At 57.8% G+C, this 23,704-nt stretch carries 22 protein-coding genes; 9 read left to right on the forward strand and 13 right to left on the reverse strand.

Going from position 1 to position 23,704, the window contains the following annotated elements:
- Positions 1-35: 35 nt before the first annotated feature.
- Genes ACR0DG_RS04650 through ACR0DG_RS04660 form a run of 3 tightly spaced genes read right to left on the reverse strand, consistent with a single transcriptional unit; the run spans position 36 to position 2,882 of the window.
- On the reverse strand, positions 36-1,025 hold the full coding sequence (locus ACR0DG_RS04650) for a YcjF family protein (RefSeq protein WP_480694745.1): 990 nt from the start codon (positions 1,023-1,025) through the stop codon (positions 36-38).
- A complete protein-coding gene (locus tag ACR0DG_RS04655) occupies positions 1,018-1,473 on the reverse strand; it encodes an N-acetyltransferase family protein (protein ID WP_480694747.1) in 456 nt (151 codons plus the stop codon). The genes ACR0DG_RS04650 and ACR0DG_RS04655 overlap by 8 nt, the downstream gene beginning before the upstream one ends.
- Positions 1,470-2,882 carry a YcjX family GTP-binding protein gene (locus ACR0DG_RS04660; protein ID WP_480694749.1) on the reverse strand — a complete coding sequence of 471 codons (1,413 nt, stop codon included), beginning with the start codon at positions 2,880-2,882 and terminating at the stop codon, positions 1,470-1,472. The genes ACR0DG_RS04655 and ACR0DG_RS04660 overlap by 4 nt, the downstream gene beginning before the upstream one ends.
- A 107-nt stretch (positions 2,883-2,989) precedes the next feature.
- Between ACR0DG_RS04660 and truA the strand changes: the two genes are divergently transcribed.
- Positions 2,990-3,757, forward strand: coding sequence for a tRNA pseudouridine(38-40) synthase TruA (truA, locus tag ACR0DG_RS04665; protein ID WP_480694751.1), 768 nt, complete (start codon positions 2,990-2,992; stop codon positions 3,755-3,757).
- Here truA and ACR0DG_RS04670 read toward each other — a convergent pair.
- The 4 genes from ACR0DG_RS04670 to ACR0DG_RS04685 form a co-directional block, all read right to left on the reverse strand.
- On the reverse strand, positions 3,754-4,665 hold the full coding sequence (locus tag ACR0DG_RS04670) for a nickel/cobalt transporter (RefSeq protein WP_480694753.1): 912 nt from the start codon (positions 4,663-4,665) through the stop codon (positions 3,754-3,756). The two genes, truA and ACR0DG_RS04670, sit on opposite strands and share 4 nt — an antisense overlap.
- Positions 4,650-5,297 carry a DUF1007 family protein gene (locus tag ACR0DG_RS04675; protein ID WP_480707053.1) on the reverse strand — a complete coding sequence of 216 codons (648 nt, stop codon included), beginning with the start codon at positions 5,295-5,297 and terminating at the stop codon, positions 4,650-4,652. Before ACR0DG_RS04675 ends, ACR0DG_RS04670 begins: the two co-directional genes overlap by 16 nt.
- A gap of 72 nt (positions 5,298-5,369) precedes the next feature.
- Entirely contained in the window at positions 5,370-6,176 is an 807-nt protein-coding gene (locus ACR0DG_RS04680; protein ID WP_480694757.1) for a thioesterase family protein, read from the reverse strand.
- An 8-nt stretch (positions 6,177-6,184) separates the two neighbouring features.
- Positions 6,185-7,420 carry an acyl-CoA dehydrogenase family protein gene (locus tag ACR0DG_RS04685; RefSeq protein WP_480694759.1) on the reverse strand — a complete coding sequence of 412 codons (1,236 nt, stop codon included), beginning with the start codon at positions 7,418-7,420 and terminating at the stop codon, positions 6,185-6,187.
- A 106-nt stretch (positions 7,421-7,526) separates the two neighbouring features.
- Between ACR0DG_RS04685 and ACR0DG_RS04690 the strand changes: the two genes are divergently transcribed.
- On the forward strand, positions 7,527-8,483 hold the full coding sequence (locus ACR0DG_RS04690; protein WP_480707055.1) for a 2-hydroxyacid dehydrogenase: 957 nt from the start codon (positions 7,527-7,529) through the stop codon (positions 8,481-8,483).
- 7 nt (positions 8,484-8,490) lie between these two features.
- Here the strand turns inward: ACR0DG_RS04690 and ACR0DG_RS04695 are convergent, their stop codons facing one another.
- Positions 8,491-8,880 (reverse strand): hypothetical protein, encoded by a 390-nt coding sequence (locus ACR0DG_RS04695; protein WP_480707056.1) that lies wholly within the window; start codon positions 8,878-8,880, stop codon positions 8,491-8,493.
- 143 nt (positions 8,881-9,023) lie between these two features.
- Here ACR0DG_RS04695 and ACR0DG_RS04700 point away from each other — a divergent pair, with 143 nt between their 5' ends.
- The 3 genes from ACR0DG_RS04700 (at position 9,024) to ACR0DG_RS04710 (ending at position 11,311) form a co-directional block, all read left to right on the forward strand.
- Entirely contained in the window at positions 9,024-9,857 is an 834-nt protein-coding gene (locus ACR0DG_RS04700; RefSeq protein WP_480694764.1) for a bifunctional allantoicase/(S)-ureidoglycine aminohydrolase, read from the forward strand.
- 89 nt (positions 9,858-9,946) lie between these two features.
- Positions 9,947-10,270, forward strand: a complete 324-nt coding sequence (locus tag ACR0DG_RS04705) for a hypothetical protein (RefSeq protein ID WP_480694766.1) — start codon at positions 9,947-9,949, stop codon at positions 10,268-10,270.
- A 54-nt stretch (positions 10,271-10,324) separates the two neighbouring features.
- The gene (locus ACR0DG_RS04710) at positions 10,325-11,311 is read left to right on the forward strand and encodes a type I glyceraldehyde-3-phosphate dehydrogenase (protein ID WP_480694768.1); all 987 of its coding nucleotides are present in this window, start codon (positions 10,325-10,327) and stop codon (positions 11,309-11,311) included.
- Positions 11,312-11,427: 116 nt separating this feature from the next.
- On the opposite strand, the gene ACR0DG_RS04715 is transcribed toward ACR0DG_RS04710, so the two are convergent.
- The gene (locus ACR0DG_RS04715) at positions 11,428-11,910 is read right to left on the reverse strand and encodes an ureidoglycolate lyase (protein ID WP_480694770.1); all 483 of its coding nucleotides are present in this window, start codon (positions 11,908-11,910) and stop codon (positions 11,428-11,430) included.
- Positions 11,907-13,325 (reverse strand): allantoinase PuuE, encoded by a 1,419-nt coding sequence (puuE, locus tag ACR0DG_RS04720; protein WP_480694772.1) that lies wholly within the window; start codon positions 13,323-13,325, stop codon positions 11,907-11,909. Before puuE ends, ACR0DG_RS04715 begins: the two co-directional genes overlap by 4 nt.
- Positions 13,326-13,534: 209 nt before the next feature.
- Between puuE and uraH the strand changes: the two genes are divergently transcribed.
- Positions 13,535-13,888: a hydroxyisourate hydrolase gene (gene uraH / locus ACR0DG_RS04725; RefSeq protein WP_480694774.1), complete on the forward strand. Its 354-nt coding sequence runs from the start codon at positions 13,535-13,537 to the stop codon at positions 13,886-13,888.
- Between the two features lie 207 nt (positions 13,889-14,095).
- On the opposite strand, the gene ACR0DG_RS04730 is transcribed toward uraH, so the two are convergent.
- Positions 14,096-15,019, reverse strand: a complete 924-nt coding sequence (locus ACR0DG_RS04730) for a LysR family transcriptional regulator (RefSeq protein WP_480694776.1) — start codon at positions 15,017-15,019, stop codon at positions 14,096-14,098.
- 96 nt (positions 15,020-15,115) lie between these two features.
- On the opposite strand from ACR0DG_RS04730, the gene ACR0DG_RS04735 reads away from it, so the two are divergent.
- From ACR0DG_RS04735 to ACR0DG_RS04745, 3 genes are all read left to right on the forward strand, one after another.
- The gene (locus tag ACR0DG_RS04735) at positions 15,116-16,339 is read left to right on the forward strand and encodes a urate hydroxylase PuuD (RefSeq protein ID WP_480694778.1); all 1,224 of its coding nucleotides are present in this window, start codon (positions 15,116-15,118) and stop codon (positions 16,337-16,339) included.
- A 159-nt stretch (positions 16,340-16,498) separates the two neighbouring features.
- The gene (locus ACR0DG_RS04740) at positions 16,499-18,304 is read left to right on the forward strand and encodes an autotransporter assembly complex protein TamA (protein ID WP_480694780.1); all 1,806 of its coding nucleotides are present in this window, start codon (positions 16,499-16,501) and stop codon (positions 18,302-18,304) included.
- The gene (locus tag ACR0DG_RS04745; protein ID WP_480694782.1) at positions 18,301-22,380 is read left to right on the forward strand and encodes a translocation/assembly module TamB domain-containing protein; all 4,080 of its coding nucleotides are present in this window, start codon (positions 18,301-18,303) and stop codon (positions 22,378-22,380) included. Before ACR0DG_RS04740 ends, ACR0DG_RS04745 begins: the two co-directional genes overlap by 4 nt.
- On the opposite strand, the gene ACR0DG_RS04750 is transcribed toward ACR0DG_RS04745, so the two are convergent.
- On the reverse strand, positions 22,374-22,886 hold the full coding sequence (locus tag ACR0DG_RS04750; protein WP_480694784.1) for a thioesterase family protein: 513 nt from the start codon (positions 22,884-22,886) through the stop codon (positions 22,374-22,376). The two genes, ACR0DG_RS04745 and ACR0DG_RS04750, sit on opposite strands and share 7 nt — an antisense overlap.
- Positions 22,879-23,667, reverse strand: a complete 789-nt coding sequence (locus tag ACR0DG_RS04755) for a cyclase family protein (RefSeq protein WP_480694786.1) — start codon at positions 23,665-23,667, stop codon at positions 22,879-22,881. The genes ACR0DG_RS04750 and ACR0DG_RS04755 overlap by 8 nt, the downstream gene beginning before the upstream one ends.
- Positions 23,668-23,704: the final 37 nt, after the last annotated feature.

A 23,704-nucleotide genomic window follows, 5' to 3' on the forward strand; every position in this document is an offset into this window, starting at 1 on the left:
ATGCCATCCAGCAGACGTCAGTTCCTTGCGGCAGGTCAAGTTTTCGAGAACAACCCCGCAAGGGCGCGCTTGATCATTCCGCGCGTCGACGGCTTGTGCCGCTGGGAAAAGGGTAGCGGTCGGCAAACTTCCATTGCAGCGACACCCACACGTGCACTTAGTGCGCCATTTACCAGACCTTCGCCAAATCGCCGCGATAACTTGCTAAGGACCGATCCACCCAAAACAGGTTCCAGCAGGTCATCCCCAACCGCCACTGCCCCCGTCGCGACCAGATGCACGAACACCGCCCGCGTCAGCCGCCAACTACCAAGAAAACCGGCCCGACCGCCATAGATTTCCGCAATCCGTCGGATCATCCGCAGCGACGCGGCCAGCGCTGTGGCGACATCTGCCAAAGCCAAAGGAACCAGCGCCGTGACGGTGGCGACCTGACGGGCGGCGGCTTCTACCTCGCGACTGGCAGCGGCGTCCAGGGGGGCCAGCAATTCATCCTCGGCCAGGGTCAATAACCCGGACGCGTCGAACTGCTCGCCCATCCGTTCGGTCAGGCGCTCCCTGCCCCATTTGGTTTCGTCCCGACCTTTATAAAAGGCGATCAGGCGAATGGTTACTGCACGTGCTTGCGCCAGATCTTCGTCCGCCAATGCGGTGTCGGCAGATTGGCGTATGTCATCAACCCGCGACAAACGTGCTATGGCGGCAAGCTCACGTGTGGCGATGATCAGTGCAACAAGCACCAATGCCACAAACAAACCGGTGACAACCCATCCTACCACCGGTGCACGTAGCAGCAAAGAATTCACAAAGTCCCACGCAGCGACGGACACCACTGCGCCAACCACCGCCAGAGCGAGCCCCCAAAACCATCTCGACAACGCCGATGGTCGTCGCGCAGCAATACGCGCAGCGCTTTGCATTGCCTGCCCTTGCGGTTGCGCCACATCCGGCACCGGAGGGGCCTGCGCCACGTCTACAGGCGCATCATCGGCCTCAAGATCAATCAGAACCGGACCCTTAGCCATTGTCTGTCCCTTCGCATGTCCAGACGTATTTGATGTCCGGCAAGTTTTCATCATTCTCGGCCCCATCGCTGCGAGAGACCTCAGAAAATCCATTTCGCTCGTAAAAGCGACGGGCTGGCAAATTCGCCTGAAAAGCGAACAGCGAAAGCCGCGCCCGTCGTTTTTTCGCCACCTCCAACAGGTGTTTTCCTATGCCTTGCCCTCGCGCATTGGGGGACAGGTAAAGCGAGTGTATCTCGTCTCCGTTCAACGCCAGAAACCCTACAACCCTACCCTCAAGTTCAGCCACTGTGACCCAGTCCTGATCAATCATACGGCCACAGAATGCGATTGTTTCTGCGCACGAATGAAGTTCGGGCATCCAATCGTTTTCTCGTGCGAAGCCGTGCAAAATCTCGCCAGTCGCACCAGCGTCCGTACTGCGGGCAGAGCGCAAGACGAAGCTCACAGCTTATCTCCGATCAGGAACTGTGCGGCCCGATCCAAACGGATATGAGGGGGGCCATCACCCGGGCGCAGGTTCAGATGCGCGGGGGCAAACGTCATGAAACCATAATCCGCGTCCAGCCAGCTGTTGGCCCCGCTTCGGGCAGCATTCAGCAGCTTTCCCGGATCGTCGGGTAATTCACCCGGGTAGAACGCCGCCTGCTTGCCATCCAAAAGGGTTCCCCGAACACAAGGAAGCTCGATCCCGTCATGTTTGCGAATCTCTTCGGTTGTGGCGCGCAGGGCGGCAATCGACAAAGCCGTTGTTTCGGCTCCGGCAAAGCTTGCGCGGTCACGAGCGTCGCGGGTCAATGCCTCCATGATGCTGGTCAGGCGCTGATGTTGCTGATGATGCAGGTGGTCCGCCTTGGTCGCAGCAAACAAGATGCGCTCGACACGTCTGCCAAGCAACAAACGGCTTAACCACGCATTGCGGCCCGGACGAAACGCCGACAGGATATCCGCCATCGCGCGGCGCATATCCTCGACAGCTTGCGGCCCTTTGTGGATTGCGCCCAGCGCGTCGACAAGGACAACCTGTCGGTCGATCCGGGCGAAATGGTCCCGAAAGAACGGTTTGACGACCCGAGATTTATAAGCCTCATACCGGCGCGCCATTTCGCGATGAAGACTGCGTCTGGGGGCCGGGCCATCCACGGGCAAAGGCGCAAAGGTCAGCACCGGCGACCCGGCTAGATCACCCGGCAGCAAAAAGCGACCGGGCGTACAGTCATAGAACCCGGCATCGCGAGCCGCGCCCAGATATTCGGCAAATGCCGCAGACAGCGATTGTGCCGTGGGTTCGTCATGCGCCCCATCCGGTTCGGCGGCTTTTGCGCGGGCCAGAAAGGCCGACGCTTCGGCCCGGTCAGACATGCGCGCCAATGTCTCTGACGACCAGTCCTCGTAGGTTTTTTCCAGCAAGGCCAAGTCCAGCAGCCATTCACCGGGATAGTCGACAATATCCAGATGTACGGTCCTTGGACCCTGAAGGCCCGACAACAACCCGGAAGGCCGGGCTTTGAAAGACAGGCGCAGCTCGGACACGGCGCGTGTGCTGTCGGGCCAAACCGGTTCCGGGCCCGTCAAAGCGGCCAAGTGGTTTTCATAGTCAAAACGCGGCACCGTGTCGTCGGGTTGGGGTTGCAGGTAAACCGTATTGATCCGGCCTTCCTGTTGGGCCACCAGCCCTTGCATCCGACCGCGATCCAGCAGGTTCGCAACCAAAGACGTGATGAACACCGTTTTGCCCGAACGCGCCAGACCCGTTACACCCAAACGGATCACCGGTTCGAACAAAGCCTCAGACACGCTGTCGCCGACGGATTCAACACCGCGTACCACGCTGTCTGCCAAGGTAGAGATGACCAAACCGTCGCCCCGCTTTTATCGTTTTTCTCAAGATAGGTAGCCGTTGCAAGAACTGCCAGCGCTTTCCCGCTCTTGCCCGTATCCATATGTCGCGTTACCAGCGGCGCATGCCAAGATACGCTTTGAAAGTCGAATACCAAGGGGAACCGTTCGCAGGTTGGCAACGGCAAAAGGATCAGCCGTCCGTTCAGGGCGCGATCGAGCAGGCCCTGTCACGCATCCAGCCGGGCGCGCATACAATCGCCGCCGCCGGTCGCACGGACGCCGGAGTGCACGCATTGGGTCAGGTTGCTCATTGCGATCTGGACAAGGAATGGGATCCGTTCCGGTTGTCAGGTGCTTTGAATTACCACCTTAAACCGCAACCGGTCGCTATCGTGCAGGCTGCGCGGGTTGACGACGATTGGCATGCGCGGTTTTCAGCGCTTGAGCGGCAGTACCTATTCCGGATTTTGATGCGCCGTGCGCCCGCGACCCACGACGCGGGCCAAGTCTGGCAGATCAACCACCATTTGGACGTATCAGCGATGCAGGCGGGCGCAGATATGTTGATTGGCCGACATGATTTTACCACGTTCCGCTCATCGATTTGCCAAGCCGCAAGCCCGGTAAAAACCCTGGATGAATTGCGGGTCGAGGCCGTCACCGGGTTTTCCGGCCCAGAGGTTCATTTTCACGTTCGGGCCCGGTCGTTCCTGCACAATCAGGTACGCAGTTTTGTTGGCACGCTCGAACGTGTCGGCGCAGGCGCGTGGACGCCGCAGGATGTCAGGAATGCCCTTGAGGCTGCCGATCGCTCGGCCTGTGGGCCGGTTTGCCCGCCGCAGGGCCTTTATCTTGCACGCGTCGGCTACCCTAAGCCGGTATTCGACTAGATCGCCCGCAACAGCAGCCCGCTGGCAATCACCGCAATCAGCAGACCCGCGACCAGTTCGATCGTAGGGGCGAGAACTTGCGCAAAACGCGTGGCCGAGGCCGAGGCAAGCAACCCGCCACGCAGGCCAAGTGACGTCCAGCCGACCAGGGTTGTGACCAAAGCCGTGCCCAAGGCCATTGCGAAAGCGCCAGCCACCCCAACCATCGCAATCCCCATTTGCCATGTCAGGATCAATACGAACAACGCGCCGGTGCAGGGGCGCGCCGCAATGCCTGCAATCAATACCGCCGCTTCTTTGAACGAGCCAACTTGGGCAACCTCTTCGGCCGTCGGGCCATGACGATGACCACAATCAGAACAAACGTCGTGATCGTCATGGTGGTGATGGTGATGGTTTGATTTATCCGCCCGATATCGCTTGGCAAAGCTTCGCAACGCCCTGAAAACCAGCCACAAACCGATCGCTACGATCGCACCATAGCTGATGGGCGCCATGACTCGCTCGGTGGTTCCAACCAGGCTTTCACGGGACATCTGGAAAACCAGAACACCGGCATAGACCAGCACAACCGCCGTTACGGCCTGTCCAAGACTGGACAGAACACTGATTGCCGACAGGCGCCAGAACGCAACGCGTCGACCCAACCCATAGCCCCCAATCAATACCTTGCCGTGGCCGGGTCCGATTGCGTGGAAAAACCCATATGCAAAACAAACCGTCAACAGTGTCGCGACCGCCTCAGGTTGTTCGGCCCGCGCAGCGCGCAGAGAGCGGGCAATCTGGTTCTGAAACTCGCGCTGCTCACCCGCGGCCCAGGCTGCGAGGTGATCAAACCCTCCGCTTCCCCAGAACCACAGCAGCAATCCGATCGCCAGAGTTACGGGAACAATCAGGTACTTGGACATGAAACTCTGATCTCGGTTGCAAAGCTTTCGCCGACCAGTGGGATATCATTCTCTGCGAGGTCGTAATCGGCATCCAAGGTGCGTAAGAAAGCCTGCATTTGCGCCAGTTGCCCGTCTATGTCCGGATCGACCCGGTCGATCTGGCACGCCTCAGGCCCGGTTACCGTAACCGCGCGCGTCACTTCGTAGGCCGTGTAATAGGATTCATCAAAGGGCTTTGCGGACAGATCGACCGCAGCCACTGCGCCACCCTCGACAGCGCGAAGATGGGACGTCACGATGCGCCCATCTTCGGTCGTCGCACTGGGCTCCAGCGGACCGGAAAGGGTCACAGGCTGTCCGTCTGCCGTTACAACCAAGTCGCCGTTATAACCGTCAATCCAATGAGCATCGAAACCGGCGAGGAATCCCTTTTCACCTTCGGTCAGAATACCGTCGGCATCCTGATCCAGCTTCATGTCCTCGAGCACCAACAACGAGTAGAACTCGTCATAAGCCCAGGTGACACGAACATGCGTCAATTGCCCCGTCTCGTCCACAATGAATTCTAACCCTGTGTCGATAAAGACATGAGGGTGGGCAAGCGCCGGGATCGGCGCACTCAAGGTCAATAGGGTCACAAACCAGCGCATGCGCGAAAGATAGGGGCTTGGCCCGCACGGGACAATGCGCATTTGCGTTAGCGTGCGGAAACCGGCCTGTGATTACCGGGGCGGGAACAGGACCAGCGTTTGCAAAGCCGTACCAACGGGGCCCTCGGTGTCATAGAGAACTGACTGCGACATACCGATTCCGGATGGCTGCCAGTGGCAGATGGAATCCGATGCCAGCCAGTCCGATACCGGCTCGCGATGCACCTGGACGGTCAGATCGGTATTCATGAAACCCATCTCAGTCGTTGGTGCATTCCAAGAAATTCCATTACCGCAATCCGCCAAAGGACACAGTGCCTGTATCGGCGACTGCATCTCGTCGGCAAGCAGTTGCGGTGTCCGCATCCAGACGACCTTGGGGCCAACGCCCTGATTGCCACCCGCCGGATACAGAATCTCGGAATGGTTAGCGAAGCCCGGCAGGTCGTGGCGTGTCTCACCAATCGGGAACGGGCCGGTAACGGCGTCCGCCAGCCTTGGAGCCGGCAAACTAACGTTGGGAACAGCGCCCAAATCCCGGCGCACCAGATGCATCGTTGTGGCTGTTGCGCATAAGGTGTCGTCCAGATCATGCACCGTCACACGGGTTGTCGCCAAGGTTTTGGTGTGGCGCGTGGTCTCAGCGGCCACGCGCAAGCCCGATAAAGGCAGCGGGCGCAAAAGATCAACGGTCAGACGGGTCAACATCTTGTCCGGGCCGACCTCGGTTTCGGCTGCCCGCACGATCAACCCACTGACAGGACCCGCGTGACAATGATCCGCTGACCACGGCCCGCGTGCAGGATCGTTGCCCACGAAAGCGCCGTCCGCGCTGACGTGGAAATAGGCCTGCTGGGTCAGATCCGGGTTCGATACCATTCCTTCCCTCAGACCTTTTCCTGCGTGTGCTTTTTCAATTCGGCCCGGGCAACTTGGCGTCGATGCACCGCGTCAGGTCCGTCCGCCAGCCTGAGCGTCCGGACATGGGTCCAGGCGGCGGCCAACGGTGTATCCTGACTGATCCCCTGTGCGCCAAACATCTGCACCGCCTCGTCAATCACCTTGAGCGCCACGCGTGGGGCCACAACCTTGATCTGGCTGATCCAAGGGGCCGCAGCACGCGCGTCGCCCTGATCCATGAACCACGCAGCTTTGAGACATAGTAAGCGGGCCATTTCGATCTCCATCCGGCATTCGGCAATGATGTCGAAATTCGCCCCAAGCTGGGCCAGCTTTTTGCCAAACGCCTCACGCTGCAGCGATCTTTTGCACATCTGTTCCAAGGCTATCTCGGCTTGACCAATAGCGCGCATGCAGTGGTGAATACGCCCGGGGCCAAGACGACCTTGCGCGATCTCGAACCCCCGTCCTTCACCCAACAGAATGTTCTGAGCGGGAACACGGACATTGGTGAAACGGATGTGCATATGCCCGTGCGGGGCATCATCGTGACCGTAAACCTCCATCGGGCGCAGAACCTCGATCCCCGGCGTGTCGGCGGGCACAACGATCATCGACTGCCGTTTGTGCTTGGGTTGCTCTTCACCCGCGGTTTTGACCATGACGATGTAGACTTTGCACCGCGGATCGCCTGCCCCGGATGACCACCATTTTTCACCATTGAGGACATAGTCATCGCCATCCCGAACGCAGGACATGGCGATATTCGTCGCGTCAGACGACGCGACATCAGGTTCGGTCATCAGGTACGCTGATCGAATTTGACCTTCCAGCAACGGTTTCAGCCACTGCTCTTTCATGCGCTCTGTCCCATAGCGCTCAAAGACTTCCATGTTACCTGTATCGGGGGCCGAGCAGTTGAACACCTCAGCGCCAAGCGGTGTCTTACCCATTTCCTCAGCGAAATAGGCATATTCCACGGTGGTCAGACCAAAACCCTTGTCGCTGTCCGTCAACCAGAAATTCCACAAGCCCGCAGCCTTGGCCTTTGCCTTGAGACCTTCCAGAATCTCCGCCTGACGGGCCGTGTACTGCCAACGATCGCCCTTGTTGATTTCCTCAAGATACTCTGCCTCAAGCGGCATGATCTCATCACGGATCATATCCACCACGCGTTGAAGCAACTGGCTGTTTTCCTCGCGCAGGCCGAATGACATGCTCATGGTTTTTCCTCCTACGACCCGGCGCGCGGGCTTTACCTTTGGCCTGAGAATGACTTAGCTGCCGATGGAATGTCCAGTTGGGTGACGGAACGTCAATTCAGACCAAATGACACAGGGAGTGGCCAAAATGGCGTTGTTGATTGAAACAGGATTGTCCGATTGGATCAGCGACGAGGAAATCGCCGAGCAGATCCGAGAGCTGCACCCAGACTTGGACGTCAGAACGCCAGGCGATATCGGAAACGCAAACGAGATCACGATGGTCGCGCTGGTTGGATTAAGTCAGGATCAACCGGCCAGACTTCCGAACCTTGAGCTGGTTCAGAAATTGGGGGCCGGGGTGGAAACCATTGTCGGAAACCCCGCGCTGCCGGATCACGTGCGTGTCGCCCGTCTGAAACCCGATGCACCTGCGCAGGGCATTGCAGAGTGGTTCGTTGCCTACATCTTGCGTCATCAGCGGCACATCCCGTTCCACGAAGCCGCCCAGCGCCGCGCCGAATGGGTTCCAAAGGCTCCGCGACAGGCTGCTGAGACGGTGGTTGGCGTGTTGGGGCTCGGTCATATCGGCGCGCGAAGCGCCAAGATGCTGCGCGACGTCGGCTTTCAGGTCATGGGATGGAGCAGATCGCCAAAACAGATCGAAGGGGTAACTTGCTTGCATGGAAACGACGCGTTGCCCGAGCTGTTGGGCCAGTGCGATCATGTCTGCGCGATACTCCCTTCGACACCCGACACCATCGGTTTGTTCGACGACCAGATGCTGGCCAAAATGAAGCCCGGCAGCCAATTGCTGAACGCAGGGCGCGGTGATTTGATTGAGGAAAGAGCGTTGATTGAAGCCCTGAACACGGGAACGCCGGGTCATGCAGTGCTGGACGTCACTTCAACAGAACCCCTGCCCGCAGACAGCCCGTTGTGGTCGCATGCCGGCGTCACGATTACGCCCCACGTTTCAGGCTGGCATTTGGGCGACGCCATGCGAGACGTGGCCGAGAATTTTCTGCGCCTGAAAGCGGGTTCGGCGTTGTTGCACGAAGTTGACCGTACACGCGGCTACTGACCTGTGATCAGGGCGTCAGGATCCAGTTGCCCTCGGCCGTCCGGCATCTGCGCGTTCTGACTTCGCGCGTTTGGTCGGTGTCTCCGGGCTGGACGACGTGCTGCAGGTACACGCAATTGTCTTTGACGTCTTGTACGCGAATGGTTCCCTGCGACCCACTGGCCGCGTTGGACCAAGCGCGCTCGGTGCCGACCTGAGGCGTGCCACCCTCAAGCATCGCATCCGCCGTGGCGTTCACCACGTTAAAGTCATCCGGGCTCAATCCCATTTCTGCAATGATTCTGGACAGCGGCTTGGCTTCGGCAGCCATACCGGACACTGTAACGGCCATCGCCGCCAGAATGGTCATAAATCGGGCTTTCATGATCGCCTCGCCTTTTTCGAAATAGATTTGCATTCAAGATTATACCGGCAACAGGTTGGGGCCAAGCCCTGTTGCCCAACCTTCAAATAATCCCGAACAAACCTATCGCGACTCTGACGCTAGGAGCGAAAGATCAATCCGCCCATAGTGCCCAAAACATCACCCAGAGGCACCAAATGGCACAGCCAAGCTACTATGCGCCGACAGGCGGACACCCCGGACAAGACCAGCTTTTGACCGACCGTGCCATGTTCACGGACGCATATGCCGTCATCCCGAAAGGCACGATGCGCGATATCGTGACCAGTTATTTGCCGTTTTGGGAAGAAACCCGGCTTTGGGTTCTGTCGCGGCCCCTCAGCGGCTTTGCCGAGACGTTCTCGCAGTACATCATGGAAGTGCAGCCCGGCGGGGGAAGCGACCGCCCGGAGACCGACCCACAAGCCCAAGGCGTTTTGTTTGTCGTTGAAGGCAAGGTAACATTGGTTCTTGCAGGAGACACACACACGCTGGAAACTGGGGGCTACGCCTATATCCCTGCCGGTTCGGATTGGAGCTTGCGCAACCACGGTCGTGAAACTGCGCGGTTTCATTGGGTTCGCAAGGCTTATCAAGGTGTTCCGGGCTTGCCCGCCCCGGACCCGATCATCACAAACGAACGCGACATCACCCCAATTGCCATGCCCGGAACCGAGGGGCGTTGGGCCACGACACGCTTTGCTGATCCGCAGGACCTGCGTCACGACATGCACGTCAATATTGTCACCTTTGAACCCGGTGGCGTGATCCCATTTGCCGAAACACATGTCATGGAACACGGGCTTTATGTGCTTGAGGGTAAAGCCGTTTACCGCCTGAATCAGGACTGGGTGGAAGTCGAGGCAGGCGATTACATGTGGCTACGCGCATTTTGCCCACAAGCCTGCTACGCAGGTGGCCCCGGGCGATTTCGGTACCTGCTTTACAAGGATGTAAACCGCCATATGCCGCTGACTTTGGCAAAACCCTGAAGCAGATCGTCCTTTTTCCGCGTCAGGGGTTCACAGAAGCCTCTGAATCTGGTGAAATAACCACGTTTTTTAGCACTGGAGATTGTTCAATGGTACTGCGCGGTTCACTGCTTACACTGGCGGCAATAGTCGGCCTGACGGCTTTTGACCCAACCCCCGCTATCGCGAAAGAAGAAAGCAAGTCGGTGTCTGTCTTCAGCCGCACCTGGGCGATCACGCAGGTTTCCGAAGCTCCGGTCGTGTATCGTGCAACGCGGGACAATAACAATCTCAACCCCTTTGGTCCGCCCCCACGCCTGCGCACGCTGCAAGCGATTGCCGCCATTCAGCAAGCAACCGGGTGCAAGCCGGTCGTCGGAAGCATGTATCAAAACATCTCAGGACAGTTCTTTTCGCAAGTCAGCTGCAACTAACCCGGGCGCGAAACGGGCATTGAGCTTGGCAGGGCGCGCTGCCATAGCTTGCGCATGAAACTCGCGATCAACGGATTCGGCCGTATTGGCCGCACAATTCTGCGGCAGCTTTTGGCTATGCCGCAGAATGCAGGCATTGAGTTGGTGTTGATTAACGACATCGCCCCGCTTGAAACCTGCACTTATCTGTTCAAATACGACAGTACCTTTGGTCCCTACCCAGGCATTGTCGAGCACAGCGCAACTGACCTCGTGGTCGATGGCCGCGCCATTCCCGTGACGCACAGTGCCGACTTGTCTCGCGTTGATCTGACGGGTGTAGATGTCTTGATGGATTGCACAGGGGTTGCGCGGACTTCGGATGTCGCCCGCCAGGGGCTGACGGCAGGCGCGCGTAAAGTGCTGATCTCTGGTCCCTCTCCCGCGACCGAGGTCACAATTGTTCTAGGCGCAAACGAAGATCAATTGGGCGACGCCTGCGTCGTATCGAATGCGTCTTGCACCACCAACGGGCTGGCACCGCTGGTCAAGGTTCTGGACGGGATGGCTGGCGTCGTATCGGGGCATATGACGACGATCCACTGCTATACAAACAGCCAGCCAATGGTCGATGCCCCACGCGGCGATCTGGCTCGGTCGCGCGCCGGGGCATTGTCGATGGTTCCCACGACCACCAGCGCCATGCATTTGATTGACGAAGTTCTACCTCATCTGGCTGGTCGCATTTCGGGCGCTGCGGTTCGTGTGCCTACGGCTAGTGTTTCAGCCGTCGATCTGATCGTTACATTGAACCGCAGCGTCGCCGCCGACCTTTTTCAAAAGGAACTACGCGAAGCGGTCGTACAATCTGCGGTGCTAGGTTGGACGGATGAACCTTTGGTCTCGTCCGACTTGCGAACGCGCCCGGAATCGCTGGTCATCGCAGGACCTGAGACGCGCCAAATCGGTGAGCATCAGGTGCGTGTCTTTGGCTGGTATGACAACGAATGGGGATTTTCCGCCCGGATGCTGGATGTCGCCAAACTCATGGCCGAGGGCTGAAACGGTCACAGCATTCTGCCTCCGGAAAGGTTCTATGATTAGTCGCTGGCTTGAGCCATTAATCCCAGATGCCAATTGACTGGCGAAGTATTCGCCATTTCATAGGGTTGCGCCGATCACTCTACGATCTCATACGGCGTATCGAACCAATGCTCTTCAAGGTTGGGACCGTCTCCGATCCGATCGACCACCGCGAATAGGCCCGGCCCATGCAAAGGTGTCAGAACCCCGTGCCACGTGCCGCGGTGGTAATTTATGGCCTGACCCGGAGTGGTTATGAACGCCATCAGAGCACCGGGTTTGCCGTTTTCATCCGTTGCCACAACAACCAGAAAGGGTTGATGTGTCATGGGAATAAACGCCTGACTGCCGTCAGGGTGGCGTTCGACCATCTCTAGTTTGTAGGGTATCGCCCGTTGATTGGCGTTGAATAAGCTGATCCCTGCCCGGCCATCGGACATGTCTAACCGCGCGCGATCATGGAACCGCTCACACTGACCCTGATTGATGATCTTATCCGGCGCGCCAGAAACCTCGATGACATCCCCGAACGGGGCGAAAGCCTCAGGTGTCAAAAGAACCGCTTTGACCTGCTTCATGATGGCAGAACGTCCCGCAACCGAAACTCGGCGATGCGTTCAACCTGACGGCACGCTTCGGCAAATTCCGTGTCGCGATCCTGTTCGATCCGGCGTTGAAACGATTGCAATATCCCGATTTTGTCGTGATCCCGTACCGCGATGATGAAAGGAAAGCCAAATTTCTGAGTGTACCGCGCATTCAAATCGGTAAAGGCTTCACGCTCCTGATCTGTGAGCGCATCCAACCCTGCAGACGCTTGTTCGGACGTGCTTTCCTGGGTCAAACGTTTTGCCTGCGCCAGTTTTCCCGCAAGGTCGGGGTGCGCGGTCAAGACACCCAAACGTTCATCCTCCGAGGCCGACCGGAACACGCGGGACAGCGCGTTGTGCAGCCCCCCGGCAGTATCATGCGCCGGCCCCAGCTCAAGGTCGTAGGCACGTTCGGCGATCCAAGCGGAATGTTCGAATATACCACCATAATGAGAGACAAAGCTCTGACGCTCCATTTGCGACGGCTTGGGTCGGCTTGTGGGCGGATGGGTCGCCGCCCAGTGTTGCGCGATCTGCAGGCGCGTCGCGAACCAGACGTCACTGTGCCCTCTGGCGTAGTCCAGAAACCGTTTCAGAGCCATGATGCGCCCGGGCCGTCCAACCAAACGGCAATGCAGCCCAACGGAGATCATCTTTGGCGCGCCTGCCTGTCCTTCGGCATAGAGCGCATCAAAACTGTCCTTGAGGTAGCAAAAGAACTGGTCCCCGGCGTTGAATCCCTGCGGTGTCGCAAACCGCATGTCATTGCAGTCAAGCGTGTAGGGAATAATCAACTGATCCTGCCCGGACACAGCAGTCCAATATGGCAAGTCATCGGCGTAAGTGTCTGAGACATAGTCAAACCCGCCCTCTTCAACGACCAGCCGAATTGTGTTGTCAGAGCACCGCCCTGTGTACCAGCCTCGGGGGCGCGTACCGGTGACTTCGGTGTGCAAGCGAATGGCCTCGGCGATTTGAGCGCGTTCTTCGTGTTCGGGCATGTCCTTGTGTTCAATCCATTTCAGCCCGTGGCTCGCGATCTCCCATCCAGCAGAGTGCATTGCGGCGACTTGATCCGGTGAGCGTGCCAAGGCGGTCGCCACTCCATAAACAGTAACCGGCAGGTCGTTCATCAGCCGGTGCAGACGCCAGAACCCGGAACGCGCCCCGTATTCGTAGACCGACTCGATATTCTTATGCCGCTGACCGGGCCAAGGAACGGCCCCAACTGTTTCGGACAGAAAAGCTTCGGACGCGTCATCCCCGTGCAGAATACAATTCTCACCGCCCTCTTCGTAATTCAACACGATCTGCAGGGCCAGCTTTGCACCACCCGGCCACTTTGGGTCCGGCGGGTTGGCTCCGTAACCTATCAAGTCCCGGGGATAACGTGGGGGCTGCATAATTGTCTTCGCCTTCATGTTTCTGCGTGATCTACGCTTTACCTCAGAAACCAACACAGGATTATCAAATCAATCCGAACGCTGTTTCCTTTTCTTTCGACATTCCCAAAGTTTCAGGATTTAACCCAGACTATGTCAAACATTTCCAAGCACGAATGCGGGATACCCTGCAAACAGCTTGAAATACGGCTAGAAAACAGGAGAGCCCCTTGGCTGGATATCTGACAACCCATGTATTGGATACGGCGCGCGGTTGCCCCGCAGCAGGGCTTCGGATTGCCTTGTTTGAAATATCAGACGACAGACGGAAACTGGCCGAGTTGCAAACAAACGAAGACGGCAGAACGGACAGCCCCATTTTGCCCGCGGATGCATTCAAAACAGGAACATACGAGCTTGTTTTCTTTGCCGGAGACTATCTACGTGCCACAGGCCAAACTGCCGATAATCCGCTGTTTTTGGATGAAATCCCGATCCGTTTTGGTATTTCTGACCCCAAGGCGCATTATCACGTGCCGCTTTTACTGTCGCCATATGGCTATTCGACCTACCGGGGCAGCTGAGCGGAGAACCAACCTCTCCCGCCCGTCGTACGCCCCTTTAGGGGCTTCTCCGGTTGGGCCAAGCGCCGCACCTTACAGGCGCGGCGCGGTTGCGCCAGACTGTTAGGGGTTTTCTGAGGAATGAGGTGCGACCGCGCTGCGGCGCAGCCGCAGCGCCGGGCCCAACTCTGTACAGCCCCCGCAGGGCGCCAACAGAGGCGGGAGCACCTATGGATCGCTAACCTCAGAGCCGATCACGACTTTGCTGATACGCGCGATCATAAATTCCATGAACAACCGCGCTTTTGGGTCCTGATGACGGCGATGGGTGTAAAGACACGCCATCTGTACCGAAACAGGAGGTGTTTCGACCGCGACGGGAACAAGCCGCCCGGCTTTTAGATATTCGGCCACTTCGAAGATCGGCTTCATCGCGATCCCCTGCCCCGACAAAGCCCAATCTGTCAGGACATCTCCGTCGTCGCACTCGAACCGGCCCGATACCGCGAACCGTTTGGGGCCATCCGACGTTTCCAACATCCACTTAAACTCCGACGCGCCGGGAAATCTCAGGTTCAGGCATTCGTGTTTGTCCGCAATCAAATCTGCCCCCGTGCGCGGCATACCGCGGCGTTCGACATAGCTGGGCGACGCGCATAATACCCGTTGGCAATCGGCAATCTTGCGAATACGCAGGGTGCTGTCTTCGGGCTGGCCGATAAAGAACGCCAGATCCAGCCCTTCTGTCGTTAGGTCAACGGACCTGTCCGTCAGGCGCAATCGGACATCAATTTCGGGATAATCGGCCAGAAAATCCGGCACGTGGGGTGCCAACAAACGTCGCCCCACGCCAAGGGGTGCGGCGACAAACAGCGATCCTCTGGGCGCTTCGGTCAGATGAACAACTTGCGCCTCGGCTTCATCAACCGCGTCCAGCACCGCAACCGCACCCGGATAGAAGGCCCGCCCCTGCTCTGTGGGTGACAGGTTCCGCGTCGTCCGCTGAAACAGGCGTACGCCAAGATGATCCTCAAGCTGAGAAATCCGGGCCGAGGTCACAGCCGGCGAAATACGCAGGTCGCGGCCCGCAGCCGACATGCTGCCCAAATCATAGACCCTGACGAACGTACGGATATTGTCGAGATAGGACATCTTATCGTTTTTTTTGATACAGTTTGACAATATACGGGAATACCGAAGAAAAGCCCATTTGCCTAGTGTGACGGCAAGTTACCGGAGAGACTCCTGATGTTCGAATTCGCCGTATTCTGGGATTGGATGGCTTTTGCCGTGCGCTGGCTGCACGTCATTACCGCGATCGCATGGATCGGGTCATCCTTCTACTTCATTGCTTTGGATCTTGGCCTGAACCGCAATATCCCCGGCCCCGCCGATGGTGAGGAATGGCAGGTTCATGGGGGCGGCTTCTACCACATCCAGAAGTACCTTGTGGCACCCGAAAAGATGCCGGATCACCTTACCTGGTTCAAATGGGAAAGCTATGCAACCTGGTTAAGCGGCGCGGCCCTGCTGATGATCGTCTACTGGGTCGGCGGAGAGCTGTATTTGATCGACGCCCAAAAGGCGGATCTGGCGCTTTGGCAGGGTATCCTGATCTCGGCCGCTTCGCTCACTGTGGGTTGGCTGATCTATGATTTCCTGTGCAAATCCGGACTGGGCGAGCGTCCAACGCTGCTGATGGTTTTACTGTTTGCTCTGCTGGTGGCGATGGGCTGGGGGTACAATCAGATTTTCACGGGCCGGGCCATGATGTTGCATCTGGGTGCATTCACCGCCACGATCATGACTGCGAATGTGTTTTTCATCATCATGCCGAACCAGCGCATCGTGGTCGACGATCTGAAAAACGGGCGTACGCCTGACCCCAAATACGGCAAGATCGCCAAACTCAGATCAACGCACAACAACTACCTGACGCTGCCGGTGGTTTTCCTGATGCTTTCGAACCATTACCCGCTGGCTTTCGCAACGCAATACAACTGGATTATCGCCGCTTTGGTTTTCCTGATGGGCGTCATGATCCGGCACTATTTCAACACACGCCATGCCCGCACCGGAAACCCGACCTGGACATGGCTTGCGACAGCGCTGCTGTTCATCGCGATCATGTGGTTATCCACCGCGCCAATGTACAAACCGCTGGAAGAAGCCGAGGCCCTCCCCCTCACCGCTGCTCAGCAGAAATTCGCGGCAGCAGACGGGTTTGAAGACGCCCATGACATCGTACTGGGTCGGTGTTCAATGTGCCATGCACGTGAACCGGTTTGGGAGGGTATTCTATGGGCCCCAAAGGGGGTTTTGCTGGAAACGCGAGCGGATATCGCGGGTAATGCAAAACAGATTTATCTTCAGGCCGGCATAAGCCACGCCATGCCACCCGCCAACGTTACCTACATGGAGCCCGCAGATCGCGAAGCGATTATTCGATGGTTCCGCAACGCCGGGTCCTAGTGCCGATACGCAAGCGCCACATCCGGGGTAAAATGAGACTGCGCGCGATAAGTTCTTCCCCTTGGCTGGAACTGATGCTCTAACATGAATGCAACGAACCGTCGTATTGGAAAAAGACGGTAACAGTTGATTTCGACTTGGGGCAGTTGGAGCCATCAAATGCAGAAGACCCGGCCGCGTGCTGTTGTGAAAAGTCACCTGTTCGGCCTGCTTGTCGCCTCTGTCCCAATGTCTGCTGTCGCGTTGGAAACGACGTTGAACGTGCCCGGCGCCTCAAGCGAGCTGGTGGACAGGATCGAAACCACCTCATCCGTGACAACTGCCGAATCCCGCGGGCTGGATACGCCCCTGGAAATCCTGTCCGCCGCCTTGTCGGATTATCGCACAATCGTGCAGATCCTATACGACGAGGGGTATTTTAGCCCTGTTGTCAGCATCAAACTTGACGGGCAAGAGGCCGCCGAACTCAGCTCTCTCAGTGTGCCGACGCAAATCAACCGCGCTGTAATCACGGTCAATACCGGCCCGACGTTCCAGTTCGGCGAGGCAATCGTGCAACCTTTGGCCCCGCAAACCGAGCTGCCCGAAGATTTCGCGACTGGCAAGCTGGCGACGACCGGCGCGATCCAGCGGGCAGGGTCTGCCGGGGTGCAGGGTTGGCGAAACGCCGGACATGCAAAGGCCGGGATTGAGGATCAGAACGTCATCGCGCGCCACGCGCAGAACCGGCTGGACGCGCAGATTGATCTGGCCCCGGGCCCCCGCCTGACCTTTGGCAAGATGATCATCTCTGGGGACACCGACGTAAAGCACCGCTCAATCGAAAAGATCGCCGGTTTTCCTGCGGGTGAGGTCTATTCGCCAGAAGCGATTCAAAAAGTTGGGACCCGGTTACGCCGCACCGGCACCTTTAACGTTGTCGCTATCGAAGAACGCGAAACGCCCAATCCTGACGGCACGCTGGATTTCGATGCCTATTTCGAAGACCTGCCCAAACGTCGCCTGACCTTCGGCTTTGAAGTCGCCTCGCGCGATGGGATCGACCTTACTGCGACTTGGACCCACCGCAACGTGTTCAAACGTGCCGAACGGCTGCGTTTTGAGGCAGCGTTACGCAATATTGGCGGGTCCGAGCAGCTGGACGGTCGCATCGGTCTGCGTCTGGACCAACCCGACCGGCTGGGGCCCGATGACAATACCTTTTGGAACGCCCTGTTAGAGCAACGCAACACAGACAATTACGACGTAACAGTCACTTCACTCGCCTACGGTGCACGTCGCACGTTTTCGGATCGGCTTTATGCAGAGGCATCGGCAGGCTTCCAGTTCTCCAGTGCCAATGACGCTTTTGGTGATGATCGCAAGTTCCGTTACTTTATCATCCCGGCACGCTCGGAATGGGATCAACGCGACAGCAAGGTCAGCGCGACCCGGGGCTTTTTTCTGGACGCCCAGGTTATGCCCTTTGTTGGCCTTTCCGGCACTGAGACCGGAATTAGGTTTTTTGCCGATGGCCGCAGCTACACCAGTCTGGGCACCGGGGGCCGCGTCGTATTGGCTGGTCGTGTTCAGGTTGGATCGGTTGTCGGGCCAGCGCTGGACGGCGTGACCCCGGATTTCCTGTTCTTCTCGGGCGGCGCCGGAACAGTGCGCGGGCAACCATTCGAAAGCCTTGGCATTCCTATCGGAGACGAAGTCGCGGGTGGCAGATCCTTCCTTGGCCTGTCGGGTGAGGTGCGCGGCAAGGTCACCGATGCGATTTCACTGGTCGGCTTCTATGACTATGGTGTGGTAGACTCGTCTTCGTTCGTGACCAGCGCGGCAGATGCTCATTCGGGTGCTGGTTTTGGCGTGCGCTATGATTTGGGCGGGTTTGGACCCTTGCGGCTTGATCTTGCATGGCCCGTTCAAGGCGACACTGGGAACGGTCTGCAATTCTATATCGGGATCGGACAGGCATTTTGATACGGCGATTTACACATACTGCCCTGACCGCAACGTTCGTCCTGTACGCCCAACCACTGATCGCGCAGGAAGACGGCGGTGGCAGCATGCTGGAAAATTTCCTGCAGGACACCTTGTCTGGTGACAATCAGAATGTCACCGTCAAAGGCCTTCAGGGCGCATTGAGTGCACGCGCAACGATCGACGAAATTACCGTCGCCGATGATGAAGGGGTCTGGTTGACGATCAAGGATGCGCAGCTGGATTGGAACAGGCTGGCTTTGATCCGCGGCAGGTTTTCGGTCAACGCGCTGACTGCACAGGAAATCGACATTGCCCGCGCGCCTGGTGCGACCACGACGGACGAACCCGCACCTTCCGCTGAAACGCAACCTTTCCAGTTGCCGGAACTGCCCGTTTCCATTGAAATCGGTGAAATCCGGATCGACGAAATCTCATTAGGCGAACCTTTGATTGGGGTCGCGGCCGAACTTTCGGTGACCGGCAACCTGTCGTTGGCTGATGGAACGCTGGACACCAACCTTGACGTCACCAGATTGGACCGTGCCGGGGACGAGGTTACGCTGGCCGCTGGCTTCCAGAATGCGAGCCGGGAAATCAATCTGGACCTTGTGGTTACTGAGGCCTCGGGCGGTCTTATCTCGACCGCGTTAAAGATACCGGACAGCCCACCGATCGGACTGACGGCAAAAGGCACCGGCCCGCTGTCCGATTTCACGGCCGATATTGGACTAAGCAGCGACAACCAACAGCGCGTTTCCGGGCAGGTTCGGTTGCGTGCATCCGAAGGTGGTGTATCCGAAGGCATTGCCTTTACCACCGATCTCAATGGCGATCTGACGCCGTTTCTTGCAGCAGAAATCGATCCCTTCTTTGGCACAGAAACCCGCCTTTTCGTAAATGGTCAGACCAAACCGGAAGGCGCTTTAGATATCTCGGATCTGGAGCTGACAACGCAGGCCCTGAACCTGAAGGGCGAGTTGCAACTGGCTGAAGGCAGCACTTTGCAATTGGCCGCTTTGCAGGGACGTATCACACCGCCTGATGGGCAAAAAGTTGTGCTGCCGGTAGCGGGCGGAGACACCTCGATCGAAGCGGCACAGATATCCGCTCTGTACGATCAGAAGAACGGCAACCTTTGGGATCTGAGCCTGACCGCAAATGCGTTCAGCTCTCCTCAGGCGAATCTGGAAAGCGCGCGGATCACCGCACAGGGCGTTCTGGAACAGGGCGAGGCTTTTTCCGTGAGCGGCGACCTTCAGGCCAGCGTGACCGGCATCGACCTGACCGACCCCGCCATAAACGCCGCTTTGGGGCAACGCGTTACGCTGGATGGTCAATTTGACTATGGAAGCGATCAATCGCTGAATTTGTCGGGCTTCGAATTGGTCGGATCTGACTACGAACTGGCGCTGGACGCATTGGTCAACGGCCTGAACAGTGGCCTGAGTGTGGACGGATCGGCAACACTGATTGCCAGCGATCTGGCGCGTTTCTCGGACCTTGCACAGATGGACTTGGGCGGTCAGGTCACGGCAAGCGTCGACGGCAAAGGCTCGCCTCTTGAGGGAAGCTTTGACGGCAAGTTAGAGGTCGAAGCACGCGACCTTTCAACCGGAAGAGACGACATTGATCCCGTCATCACCGGTGAAACGACCATATCGCTGGACGCCAGCCGCGGCGGTGATGGTATTACGATCCGAAATTTTGCGTTGGATAGCGAGGCCGTGCAGGCGCAGGCCAGCGGCGACGTGACGACCCCTGATGGCAACCTGTCAGTTGACGGGCAAGCCAAAGTCAGCGTCGCAGACTTTTCGGTGTTTTCCGGCCTTGCACAGCAAGAGCTTGCAGGCTCGGTTCGGGCAGAGATTGCTGGCAAAGGCACCGTGCAAACCCAGGAGTTTGACGGCAAGGCGAATGTGGTCGGCCGAAACATCCAGATTGGTATGCCTGACATCGACCCCTTGCTTGCGGGTCAAACCACAATCAATTGGGATGTCGCCCGTACCGCCGACGAAATTGAAATTCGCAGCGCGACGATCAACGGAAACGCCCTGAGCGCGCAGGTTCAGGCGATTGTGAAAGACCCCACAGGGACCCCTTCCGGCGAAGGGCAAGTGCAACTGGATGTCCCGGATCTGTCCCTATTCTCAGGTTTGGCCGGGCGAGACCTTGCAGGATCGGTGACCGCCAACGTGGACGGTAGCGGTGATCTGGCGACCCGTGCATTCGATGTGAAAGGCAATCTGGACGCCCAGAGCATACAGGCCGGCATCGATATCGTCGACAAGCTGATCGGGGGCCGGACAACCCTTGTGGTGGACGCTGAGAATGGGGAACAAGGTCTTGATGTCCGGAACTTCCGACTGAATGGCAGCGCGATTACGGCAACTGCATCCGGTCAGGTTAACAGAGATGCTGGCGGGTTGAACTATGAAGTCACCCTGGACGACATGGCGCGGCTGTCTGAGGCTCTGTCAGGCCCATTGACGTTGGACGGGAACGTGGCACCCGCAGGGTCTGGTCTTGAAGGAACCGCCAATCTGCGTGGACCCGACAGTTCTTATGCGGCTCTGCAGGGCGAGGTCGATGCCGATGGAAACGCGGAACTGGAATTTGACGCCAAGCTCAACAGAATTGAGCGGTTTGCGCCAGATTTTCCGGGCACAGTATCTGCCACCGGAACAGCCAAGCGCGACGGCGGTCTTTGGACGATCGACGCCAATGCGGAAGGCCCGGCAGAAATAAACAGCCAAGTATCCGGAACCTTTGATGAAGCATCCAGTGAGGCCGATCTAAAGGCGGTAGGTGGCATCAATATCGGCATTGCCAACCTCTTTATATCGCCCAACAAAATTGATGGCACTGCGCGTTTCGACTTGGCCCTTAAGGGCGATCCTTCGCTTGAGGCGTTAAGCGGTTCCATCACGACATCAGGTACGTCATTGGCGATCCCCGGTGCGGGTCAGACGATCACCGGGATAAGTGGCTCGGTTGAACTGGCACAAAGCCGCGCGACGGTGTCGATCACGGGTGGGCCGCGTGCGGGTGGCTCGTTCACTGTCGCTGGGCCGATCGGTCTGACACCACCGTTCAATGCCAACGTAACAACCACGCTGAACAGTTTGGTTCTGACGGACCAACTTTTGTACGAGACCATTCTGGGCGGTCAGATCGCAATGACTGGCGCACTGGCGGGCGATAGCGCGATATCCGGGCAAATCACCTTCGAAGAAACCAACATCAATCTGGCCGCGGCTACGGGCGCAGTTGGTGCGGCTCCGATACCGGATATTCAGCATATCGGGGAAAGCAACGCCGTGTTCGTCACCCGCGAACGAGCCGGGTTGGTTGTGGACGAAACAGCCCCCAAAAGCGATTCACGCATCGCCTTGGATATCGCACTTCTGGCCCCAAAAGAGGTGTTCGTACGGGGTCGCGGTTTGAATGCCGAACTGGGTGGCCGCCTCTTTATCGGCGGCACGACAAGTTCGGTTGTTCCCTCTGGCCAGATTGAGCTTATTCGCGGAAACTTCGACATTCTTGGGCGTCGCTTGGCGCTGACCAAAGGGATCGTGACGCTGCAGGGCGACCTGACGCCCTATATCGAGTTTGAGTCCTCAACCAGCACTTCGGACGGCACCGCCACGATCGAGATCGCCGGCCCGCTGGACGCACCCGAGGTCGACGTATTCTCGGACCCCGAGCGCCCTGCAGAAGAAGCTTTGGCGATGCTCTTATTCGGCAACCGTTTTTCGGAATTGTCGCCTTTTGTAATTGCGCAGATGGCTGCTTCGCTGGCGCAACTCAGCGGCGCGGGCGGTGACGCCACCAAAGGTCTCAGGGACGCAACAGGAGTTGATACGATTGACGTAGGCGCTGCTGAAGGTGGCGGCGGACAATTCGGAGCCGGTGCCTATATCAGCGACAATGTATACACCGATTTCACGGTCAATACCGAAGGTGACACTGAAGTGAACCTGAACCTCGACGTCACAGACAATTTCACGGTCCGCGGTACTGTTGATGGGCGTGGTGAAACCGGCGTGGGTTTGTTTTTCGAACGTGATTACTGACGTCTGATACCTATGGGCTGTCCAATCTGCGCCACGGGTTCCAGACCGGCATGGTCACGCACCATTCGGGCAAGGCGGGCCGCCGCCCAATCGGGGTAAGGTTCCGAACGTCCCGTTGTGTGACTGACATTCATGAACAACGCTTCCTGGGTCGCGCAAACGATTTCTTCTTTTTCTGACACCATCTGCGCAAAATAGTGCCCGCGCTTCAGATCCGCATCCAACATTCGGAAGCGAAAAAAGAATGGCTCACCTTGCTGAACTTCGCGCAGGTAATTCATGTGCGACTGAAGGATATATGGTCCCTGCCCCAACGCTTCGACCTGAACTTCGCCCAGGCCGAGGTGATCAACCATCAGCCGTTCGAGTGCCATATCGAACGCGACTCCATAATAGCCAACATTCATATGGCCATTATAATCGATCCACTCTGGCAACACGGTAAAGCCGCGGATCTCGACGGGCGCGTCATATGGCCCATCATGCCCACTTAGAGGGTCAGTCATCAGTATCCTCTTCGAAAATTGCCACAGCGCGGACAAAGCCAGCGGACGCACCTTTGATCTTGAACGGAAAGCACGAGATTTCGAACCCTGTCGGCGGCAAGCTTTCAAGATTGGTCAGTTTTTCCATGTGACAATACCCAATTTCCATCGACGCACGGTGCCCTTCCCAGATGATGGATGCGTCTCTGGTTTCGGCATATTCCTGTGCGGTCAAAGGGAACGGAGCGTCCCAACTCCAGGCATCGGTTCCCGTTACGCGAACGCCGCGGGTGGTCAGATACAACGTGGCTTCGCGCCCCATCCCGCAGCCCTTCATCAGATAGTCGGGCTGCCCGTAATGGGTACCCGCCGCAGTGTTCACTACGACAATATCCAGCGGTTCAAGCGTATGACCGATGCGGTTTAGTTCGGCCTCCACATCGGCTGCGGTCACGACATAGCCGTCCTCAAAATGGCGGAAATCCAGTTTCACCCCCGGATTCATGCACCATTCCAGGGGAACTTCGTCGATGGTAATCGCACGCTCACCGTTATTCATGGTCGAGTGGTGGTGATACGGCGCGTCCAGATGCGTCCCGTTATGTGTGGCGATCTGCAGGCGTTCAATGGCCCAGCCTTCGCCCCCCGGCAGATCGGTTTTCTCAAGCCCCGGAAAGAACGACATGACCTGATCGGAGGTTTGGTCATGCGAAAGGTATTCGATTTCTGGCTGCATAATCGCCGGATCAGAAACGATCCCGGTTTCCAAAGGTACGGATAAATCTACAAAACGGCGGGGCACAACGCTCTCCACTACCAATAACGGTAACAGGGTTGGC

It is taken from the genome of Ruegeria sp. BG8 (genome assembly GCF_056538325.1).